The organism is Pseudomonas oryzagri, from assembly GCF_020831405.1.
In the GTDB taxonomy this organism is placed as follows: domain Bacteria; phylum Pseudomonadota; class Gammaproteobacteria; order Pseudomonadales; family Pseudomonadaceae; genus Geopseudomonas; species Geopseudomonas oryzagri.
On sequence record NZ_JAJHPU010000017.1, the window covers coordinates 18,662 to 36,841 of the forward strand.

At 68.0% G+C, this 18,180-nt stretch carries 16 protein-coding genes and 1 pseudogene; 6 read left to right on the forward strand and 11 right to left on the reverse strand.

What is annotated here, in order from left to right:
• The 3 genes from LMJ29_RS05275 to LMJ29_RS05285 all read left to right on the forward strand — a co-directional run.
• Positions 1 to 3,339, forward strand: a 3,339-nt coding sequence (locus LMJ29_RS05275) for a calcium-binding protein (protein ID WP_417715021.1), incomplete at its 5' end; no start/stop codon positions are given.
• A gap of 106 nt (positions 3,340 to 3,445) precedes the next feature.
• Positions 3,446 to 3,622 carry an IclR family transcriptional regulator domain-containing protein gene (locus tag LMJ29_RS05280; RefSeq protein ID WP_229604465.1) on the forward strand — a complete coding sequence of 59 codons (177 nt, stop codon included), beginning with the start codon at positions 3,446 to 3,448 and terminating at the stop codon, positions 3,620 to 3,622.
• Positions 3,623 to 3,770: 148 nt separating this feature from the next.
• Positions 3,771 to 4,436, forward strand: coding sequence for a glycine-rich domain-containing protein (locus LMJ29_RS05285; protein WP_229604466.1), 666 nt, complete (start codon positions 3,771 to 3,773; stop codon positions 4,434 to 4,436).
• Between the two features lie 77 nt (positions 4,437 to 4,513).
• Here LMJ29_RS05285 and LMJ29_RS05290 read toward each other — a convergent pair whose 3' ends face one another.
• The 3 genes from LMJ29_RS05290 to LMJ29_RS05300 all read right to left on the reverse strand — a co-directional run bounded on the left by LMJ29_RS05290 (position 4,514) and on the right by LMJ29_RS05300 (position 6,971).
• A complete protein-coding gene (locus LMJ29_RS05290; protein WP_229604467.1) occupies positions 4,514 to 5,200 on the reverse strand; it encodes a spermidine synthase in 687 nt (228 codons plus the stop codon).
• Positions 5,201 to 5,353: 153 nt separating this feature from the next.
• The gene (locus LMJ29_RS05295; protein WP_229604468.1) at positions 5,354 to 6,283 is read right to left on the reverse strand and encodes a transporter; all 930 of its coding nucleotides are present in this window, start codon (positions 6,281 to 6,283) and stop codon (positions 5,354 to 5,356) included.
• Between the two features lie 139 nt (positions 6,284 to 6,422).
• On the reverse strand, positions 6,423 to 6,971 hold the full coding sequence (locus tag LMJ29_RS05300) for a VOC family protein (protein ID WP_229604469.1): 549 nt from the start codon (positions 6,969 to 6,971) through the stop codon (positions 6,423 to 6,425).
• Positions 6,972 to 7,340: 369 nt separating this feature from the next.
• Here LMJ29_RS05300 and LMJ29_RS05305 point away from each other — a divergent pair, with 369 nt between their 5' ends.
• Positions 7,341 to 9,305, forward strand: coding sequence for a sigma-54-dependent Fis family transcriptional regulator (locus LMJ29_RS05305; RefSeq protein ID WP_229604470.1), 1,965 nt, complete (start codon positions 7,341 to 7,343; stop codon positions 9,303 to 9,305).
• 195 nt (positions 9,306 to 9,500) lie between these two features.
• Here LMJ29_RS05305 and LMJ29_RS05310 read toward each other — a convergent pair whose 3' ends face one another.
• Positions 9,501 to 10,214, reverse strand: a complete 714-nt coding sequence (locus LMJ29_RS05310; protein ID WP_229604471.1) for a lipoate--protein ligase family protein — start codon at positions 10,212 to 10,214, stop codon at positions 9,501 to 9,503.
• A gap of 297 nt (positions 10,215 to 10,511) precedes the next feature.
• Here LMJ29_RS05310 and lipA point away from each other — a divergent pair, with 297 nt between their 5' ends.
• Both lipA and tatA read left to right on the forward strand, forming a co-directional pair.
• The gene (gene lipA, locus LMJ29_RS05315) at positions 10,512 to 11,477 is read left to right on the forward strand and encodes a lipoyl synthase (RefSeq protein ID WP_229604472.1); all 966 of its coding nucleotides are present in this window, start codon (positions 10,512 to 10,514) and stop codon (positions 11,475 to 11,477) included.
• Positions 11,478 to 11,508: 31 nt separating this feature from the next.
• Positions 11,509 to 11,679 (forward strand): annotated as a pseudogene (gene tatA, locus LMJ29_RS05320) (twin-arginine translocase TatA/TatE family subunit); the annotation flags it as partial.
• A gap of 179 nt (positions 11,680 to 11,858) precedes the next feature.
• Here the strand turns inward: tatA and LMJ29_RS05325 are convergent.
• Genes LMJ29_RS05325 through LMJ29_RS05355 form a run of 7 tightly spaced genes read right to left on the reverse strand, consistent with a single transcriptional unit; the run spans position 11,859 to position 18,143 of the window.
• Positions 11,859 to 12,566, reverse strand: coding sequence for a 2-oxo acid dehydrogenase subunit E2 (locus LMJ29_RS05325; protein WP_229604474.1), 708 nt, complete (start codon positions 12,564 to 12,566; stop codon positions 11,859 to 11,861).
• A 2-nt stretch (positions 12,567 to 12,568) separates the two neighbouring features.
• Positions 12,569 to 12,802 (reverse strand): lipoyl domain-containing protein, encoded by a 234-nt coding sequence (locus tag LMJ29_RS05330; RefSeq protein ID WP_229604475.1) that lies wholly within the window; start codon positions 12,800 to 12,802, stop codon positions 12,569 to 12,571.
• Between the two features lie 3 nt (positions 12,803 to 12,805).
• The gene (locus LMJ29_RS05335; RefSeq protein WP_229604476.1) at positions 12,806 to 13,831 is read right to left on the reverse strand and encodes an alpha-ketoacid dehydrogenase subunit beta; all 1,026 of its coding nucleotides are present in this window, start codon (positions 13,829 to 13,831) and stop codon (positions 12,806 to 12,808) included.
• A 24-nt stretch (positions 13,832 to 13,855) separates the two neighbouring features.
• A complete protein-coding gene (locus LMJ29_RS05340; RefSeq protein WP_229604773.1) occupies positions 13,856 to 14,929 on the reverse strand; it encodes a 2,3-butanediol dehydrogenase in 1,074 nt (357 codons plus the stop codon).
• Between the two features lie 56 nt (positions 14,930 to 14,985).
• Positions 14,986 to 15,975: a thiamine pyrophosphate-dependent dehydrogenase E1 component subunit alpha gene (locus LMJ29_RS05345; RefSeq protein WP_229604477.1), complete on the reverse strand. Its 990-nt coding sequence runs from the start codon at positions 15,973 to 15,975 to the stop codon at positions 14,986 to 14,988.
• Positions 15,976 to 15,996: 21 nt separating this feature from the next.
• Positions 15,997 to 17,577, reverse strand: a complete 1,581-nt coding sequence (locus LMJ29_RS05350; protein ID WP_229604478.1) for a GMC family oxidoreductase — start codon at positions 17,575 to 17,577, stop codon at positions 15,997 to 15,999.
• Between the two features lie 38 nt (positions 17,578 to 17,615).
• A complete protein-coding gene (locus LMJ29_RS05355) occupies positions 17,616 to 18,143 on the reverse strand; it encodes a gluconate 2-dehydrogenase subunit 3 family protein (protein ID WP_229604479.1) in 528 nt (175 codons plus the stop codon).
• Positions 18,144 to 18,180 lie beyond the last annotated feature (37 nt).

The window sequence follows — 18,180 nt, forward strand, 5'->3', positions numbered from 1 at the left end:
GTCACCGATGGCGACTCGATCATTGAAAGCCTGCTACCGGAAGGCGGTCTGGATACCGTGATCAGCAGCGCGGCCTACCTCGATCTCTATTCGGCCGGTATCGAGAACGTGGAGCTGGCCGCCGGGGCATTCGACGTTACCGCCAACAGCCTGAACAACGTCGTGACCGGCAACGAGCTGAACAACTTCATCTATGGCGGCGAAGGCGACGACACCCTCGCCGGCGCGGCCGGCGACGACTCGCTGATTGGCGACCTGGGTGATGACCGGCTGTATGGCGGTGATGGTTTTGACCTGCTCGATGGCGGCAATGGCAACGACCTGCTGGATGGCGGCGCCGACTCTGACGTGATGATGGGTGGCATTGGCGACGACACATATGTCTACACCGCTGGTGACACGATCTTGGAGTCCGTGATGCCCGAAGGAGGCGTGGACACTGTGATCAGCACCGTCGAATACCTGGAATTGTGGCAGCTCGGAGGGGTGGAGAATGCGGTTCTCTCCGGCAATGCCATTGCGGTCAAGGGTAATGAAGGCAACAACGAGCTGACCGGCAACGCACTGGACAACTATCTGGAAGCCGATAACGGCGACGACTCCTTGTACGGTGGCGCAGGCAACGACTACCTAAGTGGAGGCCACGGTAACGACTACCTCGAGGGCGGCGACGGCAATGATACCCTGGAAGGCGGCGACGGCGACGACACCTACCTCTACACCGCTGGCGACACAATCTGGGAGTCCGTGCTGCCCGAGGGCGGCGTGGACACCGTCATCACCTCCGAGGAATACGTCAACCTGTGGGATTGGCAATTCCAAGGCATCGAAAATGTGACCCTGACCGGCAATGGCTGGGGCATCTGGGGCAACGACGCCGACAACGTGCTGACCGGCAACGCGCTGGACAACCACCTGGTAGGCAACGCCGGCAACGACACCCTGGATGGCGGCGAAGGCATCGATATGCTGGAAGGCGGCGAAGGCGACGACATCTACGTCTACACCGCCGGCGACGTCATTTACGAAAGTTGGATGCCCGAGGGCGGCGTGGACACCGTCATCACCTCCATGGAATACGTCAGCCTGTGGGATTGGCAGTTCCAGGGCATCGAAAACGCCACCCTGACCGGCAACGGCAGGGAAATCTGGGGAACCGACGCCGACAACGTGCTGACCGGGAACACCCTGGATAACCACTTGGTCGGCAATGCCGGCAACGACACCCTGGATGGCGGCGAAGGCATCGACACCCTGGATGGTGGCGCAGGCGACGACACCTACGTCTACACCGCTGGCGACATCATTTACGAAAGCTGGTGGCCCGAGGGCGGCGTGGACACCGTCATCACCTCCCTGGAGTACGTCAGCCTGTGGGATTGGCAGTTCCAGGGCATCGAAAACATCACCCTGACCGGCAATGGCAGGGAAGTCTGGGGTAACGACGCCGACAACGTGCTGACCGGGAACGCCCTGGATAACCACTTGGTCGGCAATGCCGGCAACGACACCCTGGATGGCGGCGAAGGCTTCGATGTGCTGGAGGGCGGTCAAGGCGACGACACCTACGTCTACACCGCCGGCGACACGATTTACGAATACTGGATGCCCGAGGGCGGCGTGGACACCGTCATCACCTCCCTGGAGTACGTCAGCTTGTGGGATTGGCAGTTCCAGGGCATCGAAAATGTGACCCTGACCGGCAACGGTTGGGGCATCTGGGGTAACAACGCCGACAACGTGTTGATCGGCAACGCGCTGGACAACCACCTGGTAGGCGAAGCCGGCAACGACACCCTAGACGGCGGCGAAGGCATCGACATGCTGGACGGCGGCGAAGGCGACGACATCTACGTCCACACTCAGGGAGACATGATCTTGGAGTCCATGATGCCCGAGGGCGGCGTGGACACCGTCATCACCTCCCAGGAATACGTCAACCTGTGGGATTGGCCTTTCCTAGGCATTGAAAACGTCACCCTGACCGGCAATGGCAGGGAAGCCTGGGGTAACGAGGCCGACAACGTGTTGACCGGCAACGCGCTGGACAACCATCTGGTGGGTGGTTTCGGCAACGACACCCTGGATGGTGGCGAAGGCATCGACATGCTGGAAGGCGGCCAAGGCAACGACACCTACGTCTACACCCAAGGCGACATGATTTACGAAGACTGGATGCCCGAGGGAGGCGTGGACACCGTCATCACCGCCATGGAATACATCAACCTGTGGGATTGGCAGTTCCAGGGCATCGAAAACGCCACCCTGACCGGCAATGGCAGGGAAATCTGGGGCAACGACGCCGACAACGTGCTGACCGGCAACGCGCTGGACAACCATCTGGTGGGCAACGCCGGCAACGACACCCTGGACGGCGGCGAAGGCATCGACACGCTGAATGGCGGCCAAGGCGACGACACCTACGTCTACACCCAAGGCGACTTGATTTACGAAGATTGGATGCCCGAGGGCGGCGTGGACACCGTCATCACCGCCATGGAATACATCAACCTGTGGGATTGGCAGTTCCAGGGCATCGAAAACGCCACCCTGACCGGCAACGGCTGGGCCATCTGGGGTAACGATGCCGACAACGTGTTGACCGGCAACGCGCTGGACAACTATCTGGCGGGCAACGCTGGCAACGATACCCTGGACGGCGGCGAAGGCTTCGACGTGATGGAGGGTGGCGCAGGCGATGACACCTACGTCTACACCGCCGGCGACACGATCTACGAAGACTGGATGCCCGAGGGAGGCGTGGATACTCTGGTCAGCACGGTGGAGTACGTGGAGCTGTGGCACTTCACAGGTATCGAGAACGCGGTTCTCGCCGACAATGCCATTGCTGCCAAGGGTAACCAAGGCAACAACGAGCTGACCGGCAACGCGCTGAACAACTCTCTGGAAGCCGACGATGGCGACGACATCCTGCGTGGTGAGGCTGGCGATGACTTCCTCAACGGCGGCTACGGCAAGGACGTTCTCGTCGGCGGTCAAGGTATCGACTTCATGGACGGTGGCGAGGGCGAAGACCAGTACGTCTTCACCAACCTGCTCGACCTGAGCGTGGACGAAGTGATGACCATCGACACCATCGTGTTCGACGGGCTGGATCGCATCGACCTGTCCGGCGTAGATGCCAACGTCTTCACCAGTGAGAACGAGGCTTTCAGCTTCATCGGCGAAAGCATGGCCTTCACCGACATCGGCCAGCTGCGCTTCAGCGACGGCCAGCTGTTTGGCAACGTCGATGGCGATCTGGATGCCGATTTCGCGATCAGCCTCGTCGGTGTCACCAGCGGGGATGTCCTCACTCCGGCCAACCTGATCGTGTAAGCCTGAGCGACGAGTTTCCGGCCATGGCCGGAAGTAAGTCCGAAGGGGGAATGACTGACGTCATTCCCCCTTCGCTTTTTCGGCCCCTGTGATTTGCCGGGGCCAAGTGCCTTGCATCACTACCGGCATCCACAACCACCTGGGCGAGGTGGTCGCCGCCATCAACCTCTCCGGCCCGGACGCGGTGATGGACAGCGTGGAGTCGCAGGCGCGCTTTCGCGAGGCGCTGCTGCTGACGGCGGCGCGGATCTCGGCGGAGCTGGGTGACTGGACGACCGGCTAACACTTAGCTACCGAACTCGTCCGAAATCGAACTGGAGCGAGTCACTACATCGACTAGCCCCACCTCCATTCAGGTGTGGTCAAATCCACGGCCATCCGCCTGCGCCATCGCCCGGGCGCATTGCGCAAACAGGGATGAGGAGGAATCGATGGGCTTTGCACTGCTACTCGGGGCACTGCTGGCCGGCGGCGCCTGGCTGGTCTGGCGCGGCCGGCGGCAACGCCGCCTGGCCTTTATCGACGGCTACCGTTTCCACCCGGCGCTCAAGCGCAAGGTGCACGAGCGCTATCCGCATCTGAGCGAGGCGCAGGTGGAGCGGGTGTTCGATGGCCTGCGCGACTACTTCCATATCTGCAACCAGGCCGGCAGGCGCATGGTGTCGATGCCCTCGCAGGCGGTCGACGTGGCCTGGCACGAGTTCATCCTGTTCACCCGCGCCTACCAGGCGTTCTGCGACCGGGCGCTGGGGCGCTTTCTCCATCACACGCCCACCGAGGCGATGAAGACCCCGACCCTGGCGCAGAACGGCATCAAGCGGGCCTGGCGATTGGCCTGCGCCCGCGAGGGGATCAACCCGTCGACGCCGCTGCAGCTGCCCCTGCTGTTCGCCATCGACGCCCTGCTGAATATCGAGGATGGCTACCGCTATTCGCTGGATTGCCAGGATCGCACATCGCCGCTGTACGGCGACGGCTACTGCGCCGGGCATATCGGTTGCGCCTCCGGCTGCGGCGGCGACTCGGGCGGCGACGGCGATGGAGGCAGCGACGGGGGTGACGGCGGCGATGGCGGGGGCGGCTGCGGCGGCGATTGAGGGCCAACAGGGGGCGGCAACCTCAGCGGGTGGCATACGCCGGACCGAAGTCCGGCATGCCACGGCATGGCTCGGCCTCAGCCCTGGCGCTTTTCCGCGATCCAGATGGTGTGGCGGGTGCCCTTGTTGCCGTGGGCGTAGACCTTGACCTCTTCGGCCTTGAAGCCGGCCTGGTTGAGCCGGGCGGAGAACGCGCGGTCGGCGCTGGCCGACCACACGGCGAGGATGCCGCGCGGACGCAGGGCGCGGGCACAGGCGTTGAGACCGTCCAGCGAATACAGCCAGTTGTTGGCCTCCTGGGTCAGCCCTTCGGGGCCGTTGTCGACATCCAGCATGATCGCATCGAAGCCGTGCGGCTCGTCCTGCAGCACCTTGGCGACATCGGCGTTGACGACCTGAGCGCGCGGATCGCGCAGCGGGTTGCCGGACTTCTCGCCTAGCGGGCCGCGGTTCCACTCGATCACCCCGGGCACCAGTTCGGCCACCACCGCTTCGCCGTTCTCGCCCAGATGCCTGAGCGCCGACGCCAGGGTGAAGCCCATGCCCAGGCCGCCGATCAGCACCCGCGGCCTGGGGCGCCCGGCGACCTTCCTGCAGGGGATCTCGGCCAGGGCGTCTTCCGAGCCGTGCATGCGTGTGTTCATCAGCTGGCCGCCGTGGCCGCCCTGGATCTTGATCACAAAGTCGTCGCCGTACTCGAACAGGCACAGGGCGCCGCCGTTGTCGGGAATCGGGGCGGTGTCGAGCAGGACAAAACGTTTCATGGGCAGTCTCGCGTGGGGGTCGAAGGCCTCGACCCGGAGGTGGCTTTGGCAACCACGGCGGCCGTCATTGCCAAAGCCCTGCATTCTAGCGGCTATCCGGCGGCCCATGCGGATCGACTCGACGCAGCATGGCCGGCGCACCTGGGCGGCCGCTCAGAACGCATACAGCAACCGCAGATTGACCCGGCTGTCCTCGCGGAAACCATTGTCCACGGTGAGGTCGCGGCCGACGGTGGCGGCCAGCTGGGCATCGGGGCGGAAGAACCAGGCGAAGCCCGCCGACCACTTGCCGGTGCGCTGGCTGTCGTTCAGCCAGGAACTATCCAGGCAGTTCTCGCCGCCGTGCTGCCAGGACAGTCCGGCGCGCAGGTCGAGGGTGTCGCCGAGCGGGTAGCGCAGGAAGCCTTGGTACTGGTAGCTGGGCTTCTGCTCGTGGTGGCGCTTGCGCGGCCCGTAGTCGTCGTTGTCGCCGTAGAAGGTCACGTCCGCCGCCAGGTCGAGCGCCAGCTTCTCGCCCAGGCCGGTGACGTAGCCGGCCTGCAGGGTCAGCTTCCAGCGGTTTTCGCCGAGGTTGAGCGGCTGGTCGTGGTCGTAGCGGCCGGCGGGGATGAACAGGTACGGGGTGATGCCGAAGAAGCGCCGCCGCTCGGGCTGGTTGAGCAGCCACACCGGCATGGCCAGGATCGGATCGGCCAGGCCGCTGCTGTCGCCCAGCGCATTGCCGTCGTGGCGACCGTCGAGACGGCCGAACGGCAGGAGGATCTGCGGTGCGACCCGATAGCCGCCGAGGTCGGCGTAGTGCACCAGGCGCAGGATGCCGATCTGCGAATCGAGCCCCGGCGAGTCGGCCAGGCGGTGGCCGTCGCGGTACAGGTGATCGCGTTCGGCCTGCTGCAGGTAGAGCAGGCCGAGGGTGGTGCCGGCGGCGGCCGGCACGTAGTCGCCGGCATCCAGGTCCAGCGCGCTGGCCGGACGACTGCAGGACAGGCCGGCGCCGAGCAGCACGAGGCCCCACAGGATGATCCACAGGCGCGCGTCGAGGCGCGCGACTCCGGGCAGGCGGGTCAGACTGATGGACAACATGGTGCATCCTCTCTTGTTGTTATTCACCGGCGCACGGCTGGCCGCACGGGCCTGGCGCGCGTGTCCGGGGATGGCTGGGGAAAACCGGGATGGCGGGCGCCGCGACCTGCGCCTGGGCAGGCCGCGGTGCGCGCGCGGCCTATTGCGCCGGGAAGCGCGGGTCCCAGAGCAGGCGGGTGTGCGCCTCCTCGTAGCGCATGCCGTCGGGGAAGCTGACCAGCTCCAGCTGCAGGCCCCAGGGGGCGAGGAAGTACACCCAGGTCAGGCCGGCGGCCGGGCCGTCGGTGAAGGTGCTCGGGCTGTCCAGCACGCGTACGCCCTTGTCCTTGAGGTAGGCGATGGCGGCGTCCATGTCGTCGACGTAGAAGGCCAGGTGGTGGCCGCCGATGTCGCTGTTGCGCGGCGGACGCAGGTACTGGTCCGGCGCGCTGTACTCGAAGATCTCCAGGTTGGTGCCGTTGCCGCAGCGGACCATCTGGAAGTCGCGGATGGCGGCGCGCGGGTGCACGTTCAGATGCCGCTCCATCCAGTCGTCGTCGAACTTGAACTCGCCGAAGGTGAAGTACGGCTCGCAGCCGAGCACCTCGACGAAGAAGGCCACCGCCTCGACGAGGTTGGGTACCGTGATGCCGATGTGCTGCATCCCGCGCATGCCGGGCAGGCCGCGCGCTGGGGTCGCGAAAGTCATGGGAATGCTCCTGTTCTTGTTGTCGGCGTGCCGGCCTGGCGGCGACACGCAACGCCCATCGCAGGAGCCGTGCCAGGCCCCGTGCTGCCCAGCCAAGTCGCTGATTCGGCTAGGCTTTTCCCGCCCTGGAGAAAAGTGGCGAAACACTCCTCCGGCGCCCGCGGCTGTCAACCCGGCTTACAGCTGTAACGCCCGCCGTGACAGGCATTACAGGCTTCGCAGCGGCGCCGCGACGGGGGTAGACTGGCGACTCGTTGCCCATATCGATGGCGCGCCCGCGCGGCCCGCCGCCACAAGAACAAGATCGACACTGCGGATCCCGACGGCCTGCCCCAGGCCGCTGCTGTAGCGGTGATCCGAGGAGGCCGCATGCGAATTACCCTGCCCGGCAGTGCCCACATCGACGCCGTCCTCGCCCATGCCGACGCCACCCCGCCCCTCGCCGGCCCCGGCTCCGACCCGCTGATCTCCCGCTCGTGGAAACGCTGCATCGAGGACTACGGCCTCGACCCGGCCAAGCCGGCGCCGCCGCGCTTCGTGCCGCGCCAGGTGCTGCTCGACCACCAGGACCAGGCCGACGAACTGCTCAACGTGGCGCGCGCCGGCGTCGAGCAGCTGTACCGGCACATCGCCGAGCTGGGCTACGTGGTGCTGCTCACCGACGCCCGCGGCATCACCGTGCAGTTCCTCGGCAACCCCGACGACGAGGCCGCGCACCGCAAGACCGGCCTGTACCTGGGCGCCGACTGGAGCGAGGACCATGCCGGCACCTGCGCGGTGGGCACCTGCATCAAGGAACAGCAGGCGCTCACCTGCCACCACCGCGACCACTTCAGTGCCCACCACATCAGCCTGACCTGCACCGCGGTGCCGATCTTCAATCCGCAGGGCCAGTTGCTCGCCGTGCTGGACATCTCCGCGCTGCACTCGCCGCCGTCCAAGGACTCGCAGACCTTCGCCCTGCAGCTGGTGCGCCAGTACGCGCGGATGATCGAGGACGCCTACTTCCTGCGCCGCTACCGCGAGCAGTACATCCTCTGCCTGGACAACTCGCGCGAGTTCGTGCTGATCAACCGCCACTACCTGCTGGCGATGGCCGAGGACGGCAGCCTGCTGGCCGCCAACACCGCCGGCCGCCAACTGCTCGCCCAGTGCGGCCTCGAGCTGCCGGCGCGGCCCTCGGCGCTGGCGCCCCGGGTGCGGGTGCAGCAGCTGTTCGACTGCGAGCTGGAGGACATCTTCGGCATTCCCTATGCCAGCGCCGACCACGTGCGCGCCTTCCGCACCCACCGACAGAACGCGCTGTACTTCGCCGCGCTGATGGAGCCGCGCCGCGCCGCGCCCACGGCGACGCCCACCAGCCTTGAGGCGCCGCGCTGCGCGCTCGACGAACTGGCCGACGACGACCCGCTGATGCGCAAGATGCTCGCCCGCGCCAAGCGCCTGTGCGACGAGCCGCTCAACGTGCTGCTCAACGGCGAGACCGGCACCGGCAAGGAGCGCCTGGCGCGCGCCCTGCACGACAGCAGCCGGCGCGCCCGCGCGCCGTTCGTGGCGATCAACTGCGCTGCGGTGCCGGAATCGCTGATCGAGAGCGAGCTGTTCGGCTACCAGCCGGGCACCTTCACCGGCGCGCGCAGCAAGGGCATGCGCGGGCTGATCCAGCAGGCCGACGGCGGCAGCCTGTTCCTCGACGAGATCGGCGACATGCCGCTGCACCTGCAGACCCGCCTGCTGCGCGTGCTGGCCGAGCAGGAGGTGATGCCGCTGGGCGCCGACAAGCCGGTCAAGGTGGACATCCGGGTGATCGCCGCCAGCCACCGCGACCTGCGCCAGATGATCGACGCCGGGCAGTTCCGCGAGGATCTGTTCTACCGCCTCAACGGCGCCGTGCTGCGCCTGCCGCCGCTGCGCGAGCGGGCCGACAAGGGCTACCTGATCGAGAAGGTGTTCGCCGAGCTGAGCCAGCAGCGCCAGCGCCCGGCGCGCATCCGCGGCGACGCCATGAGCGCGCTGCTCGGCTACGCCTGGCCGGGCAATATCCGCGAGCTGCGCAACGTGCTGCAGTACGCGCTGGCCACCTGCGAGGAGGGCGAAGTCACCGCCGCCGACCTGCCCGAGGAATGCCTGCAGGGCGTCGGCGCGCGCCAGCCCGAAGCGCCGGCACCGGTGCTCGAGGTGGCCGCCGGCGACCCGGCCGCGCAGTTCACGGAAACCCTGCGCCGCCACCGCTGGAACGTCAGCGCCGCCGCCCGCGAGCTGGGGCTGTCGCGGCCGACCGTGTATCGCTGGATGAAGGTCTACAACATCGTGGCGCCCAACGCCCAGGGTTGAGTAGCGCCCTCCGCGCAGGTCAATTCCTGTAGGGGCGAATTCATTCGCCAAGCAGGCCAACGGCCTGCCCCTCATGGCTCCGGGGGGCCCTTCGCACCCCTTGGCGAATAAATTCGCCCCCACAAGAGCAATCGGCTTCGTGCGCTTGCCCGGTCCATTTCCAGGGCAGTCGTACCAATGCCTTCCAGGCCCGCTCTACGCCGGCTCCGGCAACCCCGCCAGCGCCAGATTGCGCCGGTAGCAACCTTCCAGCGCCTGCGTCGCCGTCCAGGCGTCCTCCACGCACTCCGCCAGCGCCACGTGGCTGCCCGCCCGGCAGCGGGTGTCCAGCGCGCAGTCGCGGTAGAAGGCGTTGACGACCTCCACCATCTCCTCGCGCAGGTTGTCCATCAGGATGGCGCCGTGCGCCAGGGCCACGTGGCGGCCGTCGCTGCCGCGCTTGCGCCAGCGCTGCGCGGTGCCGACCAGCTTGCGGCCGGCCAGGTTGACGTTGAAGCGGCCGTCGCAGAAGGCCCCGTCCACCGCGCCGAGGTCCGGCGCCAGGCCCAATTCCAGAAGCCAGTCGCAAAGCGGATCGCACAGGCGCAGGTAGGCGTTCTCGATGCGCTTGTGCTCGTCCTCGCCCACCGGCACCGCCCAGGCCAGGGCGACGTTGAGCACCGCCGGCGACTGCGGCACCGGCTCGCCGCCGGTGTCGCGCAGGGCCACCGGCCAGCCCGTTTCGGCGCAGCTCGCCGCGGCGCGGGCGAAGCCCTCCAGCCGCTCCAACCGGCGCGGCATCACCAGCGCCGCGTCCTGCGGACGCCACAAGAGCAGCGCGCAGTCGATCTCGCCGGCGTGCACCTGCGCCAGCAGCGCGCGCTCGGCATCCAGGCCGGCCTCGACCGGCAGGTTTCGTATCAGGGTCATAGCACCTCGCTGTTGTCGATTCGCCGCCCCGGGGCGGACTGACTGCCCGAGGCAGGATACGTGCCAGGGGCCGGCCAGCGCCCGAACCCGGGCCGCGCCGGCGCATCCGGCGGCATCGCCCGCGCCATCGACCGCCGCCCGTGCGTGCAACCCGGCAAGCGGGCTGTAAAGACGCTTACAACTGTAACGCCGCGCAATCCCTGCGGATCGCCGGCCAGGCCGCGTATTCCGGGCCTTCGGCGCCTGGCCCGCGTCTTGCTGAGTCCTCGGCGCATCCACCACATTTCGGAGATCGACGTGGAGTCCCAGCACAGCGCCGGCAAACCGGCCAAGGTAATCACCGGCACCAAGCTGCGCGGCGCCGACAAGGTGGCGCGCATTCCGGTGAAGATCATTCCCACCGAGGAGCTGCCGCGCAAGCCGGACTGGATCCGCGTACGCATTCCGGTCACCCCCGAGGTCGAGCGCATCAAGCAGCTGCTGCGCCAGCACAAGCTGCACAGCGTCTGCGAGGAAGCCTCCTGCCCCAACCTTGGCGAGTGCTTCTCCGGCGGCACTGCCACCTTCATGATCATGGGCGACATCTGCACCCGCCGCTGCCCGTTCTGCGACGTCGGCCACGGCCGCCCCAATCCGCTGGATGCCGACGAGCCGAAGAACCTCGCGGCGGCCATCGCCGACCTGCGCCTGAAGTACGTGGTGATCACCTCGGTGGACCGCGACGACCTGCGCGACGGCGGCGCCCAGCACTTCGCCGACTGCCTGCGCGAGATCCGCGCGCTGTCGCCCAACGTGCAGCTGGAAACCCTGGTGCCGGACTACCGCGGACGCATGGAAATCGCCCTCGACATCACCGCCACCCAGCCGCCGGACGTGTTCAACCACAACCTGGAAACCGTGCCGCGCCTGTACAAGTCGTCGCGCCCGGGTTCGGACTTCGAGTGGTCGCTGGATCTACTCGAGGAGTTCAAGAAGCGCGTCCCCGGCGTGCCGACCAAGTCGGGCCTGATGCTGGGCCTTGGCGAGACCGACGAGGAGGTGATCGAGACCATGCAGCGCATGCGCGAGCACGAGATCGACATGCTCACCCTCGGCCAGTACCTGCAGCCCTCGCGCAGCCACCTGCCGGTGCAGCGCTTCGTCCATCCCGACACCTTCGCCTGGTTCGCCGAGCAGGGCGAGCAGATGGGCTTCAAGAACGTCGCCTCCGGTCCGCTGGTGCGCTCGTCCTACCACGCCGACCGGCAGGCCCACGGCCTGTAAGCGGCACCCACTCCATAGAGGAGCAGCAAACATGGGTATTTTCGACTGGAAACACTGGCTGGTGATCCTGCTGGTCGCAGCGGTTCTGTTCGGCGGCAAGCGCCTGCGCAGCCTGGGCAGCGATCTGGGCGAGGCGATCAAGGGCTTTCGCAGCTCGGTGGCGGACGACAAGGAGCAGCTGTCCTCCCCCGAGGAACGCCCCTGAACCATCGCCGCCGGCGCGGCGGCCTGCCGAGCTAGCCGCCGCGCCGCGCTTCAAGCTCTCCCCGCTCCGTACCGCGCCCCTGCGCGGCGCCGGCGTTGGCCACAAACGCCGAGGCCGGCATGGCAGCCGGCCTCGGGAAAGGGGTGGAGCGCCGCCCTCCGTGGCGGCAACGCGGATCAGGAAGCGGCGGCTTCGCCCCCCTCGATCCGCCGGCACAGCGCATCGAGGAAGTCGGCCGCCGGCGCGCCGTTGACCGCGCGGTGGTCGAAGGTCAGCGACAGGCCGAGGAAGTCGGCCTCCACCAGGCTGCCGTCGGCGGCGCGCTGAAGGCGGCGCTGGCTGCAGCCGATGCCGACGATGGCCACCTGCGGCACGTTGAGGATCGGCGTGAAGTGGTGCACCCGCGACAGGCCCAGATTCGACACGGTGACGGTCGCCCCGGTCAGCTCGCGCACCGACAGCTTGCCGGCCAGCGCCTTGCCGGTGAGCACCCGGCGCGCCTCGGCCAGGGCCTCGAGGTCGAGCGAGCCGGCGTCGAACAGCGCCGGGGCGACCAACAGGTCGCCCGGCAGCGGGATGGCCACGCCCAGGTGCACCGCGCCATGCAGGGTGATCACCTCGTCCTCCAGGGTGGCGTTGAGCGCCGGATGCTCGCCCAGGGTGCGCACGATGGCGTGCAGCAGCAGGTCCTGCAGCGAGACCTGGCTGCCGGCCGCCTTGAGGCGCGCCCGCCACGCCTGCAGGGCGGTCAGCTCGCACTCGGCATGCAGGGTCAGCTGCGCGGCGGTGTGCAGGCTCTCGCTCATCTTCGCCGCGATCATCTTGCGCATGCCCTTGAGCGGCAGGCTGCCGCCGGCCAGCGGCGGCGTGTGCATCTGGCCCATGGCTAGGCCACCACGCCGATGGTGGCGCCCTTGCCGATCACCGCGTCCTCGCCCGCGAGGATCTTCAGCACGCCGGCCACCGGCGCCTCGATTTCGAACTGGGCCTTCTCCGACATGATCTCGGCAACCAGGTCGCCCGGCGCCACCTCGGCGCCGTCGCTGACCAGCCAGGCGGTGATCACCGCCTCGGCGTCGCCGTCCCACAGGTCATCGGCAATCACGATTGGGGTCGACATGGTTTATTCCTCGCTTTTCAGGTTGTGGTAGGCGGCCACGATCTTCTCGGCACTGGGCAGCGCCCACTGCTCCATGACCGGGGTGAAGGGGATCGGGATATCGGGGAAGGCCACCCGCTGCGGACGCGCCTTGAGCATGCCGAGGTCGTGCTCGACCACGCTGGCGATGATCTCGCCGCTGACGCCGTAGCTGTGATAGTCCTCGTCGACCACGATCAGCCGGCCGGTCTTGCGCACCGAGGCGATCACGTGTTCGCGGTCCAGCGGCACCAGGCTGCGCAGGTCGACCACCTCGGCGCTGACGCCCTCCTGCTCCAGCTGCTGGGCAGCGCGCAGGGCGTGGTGCACGCCGGCACCGAGGCTGACGATGGTCACGTCGCTGCCCTCGCGCACGGTCTGCGCCTTGCCGATCTCGACGGTGTAGGACTCCTCCGGCACCGCCACCGTGGCGCCCTTCTCGGTGCCCAGCCAGCCCATGCCCTGCAGGGCCTTGTGGAACAGGAAGATCACCGGATTGTCGTCGCGGATCGCCGCGGTCATCAGGCCCTTGGCGTCATAGGCGTTGCTCGGCACCACCACCTTCATCCCCGGCAGGTGGGCGAAGGTGCCGTACAGGCACTGCGAGTGCTGGCCGGCGTCCGAGTAGCCGGCGCCGGTGGAGGCCATCAGCACCATCGGCACGCGCACGTTGCCGCCGGAGAAGTAGGTGTTCTTGGCCATCAGGTTGTAGATGGCGTCCATGCATACGCCGAAGAAGTCGACGAACATCAGCTCGACGATCGGCCGCATGCCGTCGGAAGCGGCGCCCACCGCGGCGCCGATAAAGGCGGTTTCGGAGATCGGCGTATCGCGCACCCGCGCGCCGCCGAACTCCTCGTACAGGCCGCGGGTGTTGCCGAACACCCCGCCGAGCTGGCCGATGTCCTCGCCCATCACGAACACCCGCGGGTCGCTGCGCATTTCCTGGGCCACCGCCTCGGCCATGGCGCGGGCGACGGTGAGCTTGCGTTCTTTGATCACAGTGGACATGTCTTGATTCCTCCAGCGATGGGCTCAGACCGCGGCAGGCGCGGACGGCCTGACGATGATCTTCACGTTGCGGTCCTTGTGGTTCACCAGCTCCTCGAAGCCCCGTTCGAGGATGTGCTCCAGCTCGATCCGCCCGGTGATCAGCGGGGCGACGTCGAGGCGGCCGTCGGCGATCAGGGCGATGACGTCGGCGAACTCGCCGTTGTAGGCCAGCGCGCCGATCACCTGCTTCTCGGTGGCGACGATGTCGAAGAAGTTGAACTCGCTGGGCTCCTCGAAGATGCCGAGCATCACGCAGCGGCCGCCCTTGCGGATCACGTCGAGGGCCAGCTTGGCGGTGGCCTTGTGGCCGATGCATTCGAAGGACACCGCGGCGCCGTAGCCCTCGGTGAGTTCGCGCACCGCGGCGATGGCGTCGCCCTGGCTGGGGTCGATGACCTCGCTGGCGCCGACCTCCAGCGCCTTGGCCTTGCGCGCCGCGGACATCTCCAGGGCGATGATCCGCGCCGCGCCGGCGGCGCGGGCGCACATGATGGTGCACAGGCCGATGGTGCCGGCGCCGACCACCACCACGGTCTGGCCGAGCAGGCTGCCGGCCTTCTTCACCGCGTGCATGCCCACGGCGAGCGGCTCGATCAGCGCGCCGGCCTCGCTGGGGAAGCCCTCGGGCAGGCGGTACAGCAGGTTGGCCGGGACGTTGACCAGCTCGGCGAAGGCGCCGTTGTTCATCAGCCCGGTGAAGGCGAGGTTCTCGCACAGGTTGTACTGGCCCTGGCGGCAGAACCAGCAGTCGCCGCAGTGCTGGCAGGCGTCGGCGGCCACCCGCTCGCCGACGGCGAAGCCGGCGACGCCCGCGCCCAGGGCGACGATCTCGCCGCTGAACTCGTGGCCGAGGATGCACTGGCCCTTGAGGCCGGTGAGCGGATGGGCGCGGTCGGTGGGGATGAACACCGGCCCGGCCAGGTACTCGTGCAGGTCGGAGCCGCAGATGCCACACCAGTGCACGCGGATCTGCACCCAGCCGGCTTGCGGCGCCGCCGGGCGGGCGACTTCCTGCAGGCGGATGTCGCGTCGGCCGTGCCAGACCGCGGCCTTCATCGTCGATTGTTGGCTCATGGCGATTTCCTTGTTGTCGTTTGCGGGGAGGGCCGGCTTCACACGAACACCATTTCCAGCGCCTCTTCCGGCGCCGGATAGGCGCTCTCGCGGGCGAACAGCACGGCCTCGTCGACCCGGCCACGAGCGCGCGCGGCGATTTCCTCGGCCTGGGCTTCACCGAGCACACCGGCGTCGAGCAGGCGCTGGCGGTAGGCCGGGATCGGGTCGCGGGCCAGCAGCGCCTCCTTCTCGCCGGCCGGGCGGTACTGCTCGCCGTCGCCCATGAAGTGGCCGGCCAGGCGCGAGGTCTCGATCTCGATCAGGCTCGGCCCGCCTCCGGCGCGCGCGCGGGCGATGGCCTCGCCGGCGGCGGCGAAGATGGCGTCGGCGTCGTTGCCGGGGACGAACACCCCCGGCATGCCGTAGGCGGCGGCGCGCACGTAGTTGCGCTCGATCGGCGTGGAGGACTGCTTGGCCACCGAGATGCCCCAGGCGTTGTCCTCGATGACGAACACCACCGGCAGCTTCCACAGCGCGGCCAGATTCAGCGTCTCGTGGAAGGCGCCCTGGTTGGCGGCGCCCTCGCCGATGTAGGCCACCGCGACGCCGGGCTTGCCCTGCAGCTGGCGCGACAGCGCGGCGCCCACCGCCGGGCCCATGCCCTGGGCGATGATCCCCGAGCAGCAGAAGTTCACCCGCGGGTCGAACAGGTGCATGTGCCCGCCGCGCCCGCCGGACAGCCCGGTCTTCTTGCCGAAGATCTCGGCGACCATTTCGTTGAGGTCGACGCCCTTGGCCACGGCGATGTGGTGCGGGCGGTGGGTGGCGGTGACCACGTCCTCGGCGGCGAGGTGCGCGCAGACGCCGACGGCGCACGGCTCCTGGCCGTTGGACAGGTGCATCTCGCCGGGGATCGGCCCCTTGGCCATGTTGAAGACCGGGGTCTTGCCTTCCATGTAGATGCGCTCGATGGACTCTTCCAGGTAGCGGCTGACGAGCATCTGCTCGAACATCCACAGGCGCTGGGCATGGTTCGGTGCGGTCATGAGATCGGCTCCGTATCGGATTCAGAGGGCGCGCTGGCTGAACAGCTTGCCGATGTGCTCGGCCTGGCGCAGGGCCAGGGCGACGATGGTCAGGGTCGGGTTCTGCCCGCCGCTGGTGGTGAACTGGCTGCCGTCGGAGACGAACAGGTTGGGAATGTCGTGGCTCTGCCCCCACTTGTTGACCACCCCGTCGGCGGCCCTGGCGCTCATCCGGTTGGTGCCCATGTTGTGACTGGCCGGATAGGACGGCAGGCGGATCACCTCGGTGGCGCCGACCGCCTCGTAGCACTTGCGGGTCTGCTCGACGCCGTGGTCGCGCATGGCGTTGTCGAAGGCGTGGTCGTCCTTGTGCACCACCGGCACCGGCAGGCCGTACTGGTCCTTCTCGCTGGCGTGCAGGGTGATGCGGTTGCTCTCCACCGGCAGGTCCTCGCCGCACAGCCAGACCCCGGACATGTGGTCGTAGCGCTCCATGCGCGAGGCGAAGGTGCGCCCCCAGCCCTGCGGGGTCGGGTCGAGGAAGGCGGACATGAACGGCAGGCCGAGGGAGAGGATCTCCAGCCGGTAGCCGCCGACGAAGCCGCGCTCGGGCTTGTTGTAGGACTCGTCGGAGATGATCCCGGCGACCGTGGTGCCGCGGTACATGTGCACCGGCTTGGGCATCACCGCGTAGATGCCGGCGGTGGTATGGCACATGTAGTTGCGCCCGACCTGGCCGGAGGAGTTGGCCAGGCCGTCCCTGAACATCGACGACTCGGAGTTGAGCAGCAGACGCGGCGACTCGATGGAGTTGCCGGCCACGCACACCACCCGCGCCTTCTGGCGCTGCTGGCGGCCCTCGGCGTCGGCGTAGACCACCGCGTTGACCCGGCCGCGGGCGTCGTGCTCGATGCGCAGCGCCATCGACTGCGGGCGCACCTCGCAGTTGCCGGTGGCCTCGGCGCGCGGGATGTCGGTGTACAGGGTCGACCACTTGGCGCCGATGCGGCAGCCCTGCATGCAGAAGCCGGCCTGCATGCAGCCGGGGCGCTCGTCGTAGGGCTGGGTGTTGATCGCCATCGGCCCGGAGAGGATCTCCTTGTAGCCGATGCGCTGGGCGCCGCTGGCCAGCACCTTGAAGGAGTTGTGCCACTGGTGGTACGGCATGCCGGTGCTCGGCCCCGTCACCCCCATGTGCTTCTCGGCCTTGACGTACCAGGGCTCCATTTCCGCGTAGCTCACCGGCCAGTCGAGCAGGTTGGCGCCCTTGATGTCGCCGTTCTCGCTGCGCATGCGGAACTCGAAGTCGCGAAAGCGCAGGGCCACGCCCGCCCAGTGCATCGAGCTGCCGCCGACCGCCTTGACGATCCACGCCGGCAGGTTCGGATGGTTGCGTGCCACGTCCCAGCTGCCGGTGGCGATGCGTTTGTCTAGCCAGGAGATCTTGTTGAACATCGCCCACTCGTCGTTCTCGATGTCGGACATCGCGAAGCGCTTGCCGGCCTCCAGCACGACCACGCGGATGCCCTGCTTGGCCAGGGCGTTGGCCAGGGTGCCGCCGCCGGCGCCCGAACCGATGATCACGACGACGTCGCCGTCGTCCTGGGAGAATTTCGCTGCCATGAAGTCAGCCCTCGTTGTTGGAGTTGTTGTGAGGAGGCTCAGAGCCAATCGATGTCGTTGAAGCCGCGGTTGACGTAGCCGCCCTTCTCCACCGAGGAGCCTTCGTAGCCGAACAGCGGGAACAGCGCCTTGTTGTCGTAGATGCCGAACATCAGCGCGCTGCGCACCTCGCGGAAGAACGGCCCGGTCTCGATGGCGCGCAGCAGGGCGACGCGGTCGTTCTCGGCGAGCGCCTCGAAGGCCTGGCCGTGACGTTCGCGGGCGCTGCCCTGCAGCGCCTTGAGGCCCTCGCGGACCAGCGCGCCCTGCTTGTCCAGCAAGGCGGCCAGCGGCTTGGCGTAGTGCAGGTCGCCCAGGCGGTCGTGGGGGAAGATGTCGCGGCCCATGCGCAGGAGGCCCGCGGGCAGCTCGGGCAGCGCCTCGGGGCGCGCCTCGTCGGCGAGCAGGGTGACCGGGATCAGCTGGCTGGCGACCGCGCTGGCGCCGAGCAGGGCCAGCGATTGGGCGGACAGGGACATGAAGCGCCGGCGGCTGAGGCCGGCGCCCGGGGCGGAAGAGTCGTGCATGGCAGCGCTCCAGACTGTTGCCGGCGCGCCCGCAGGG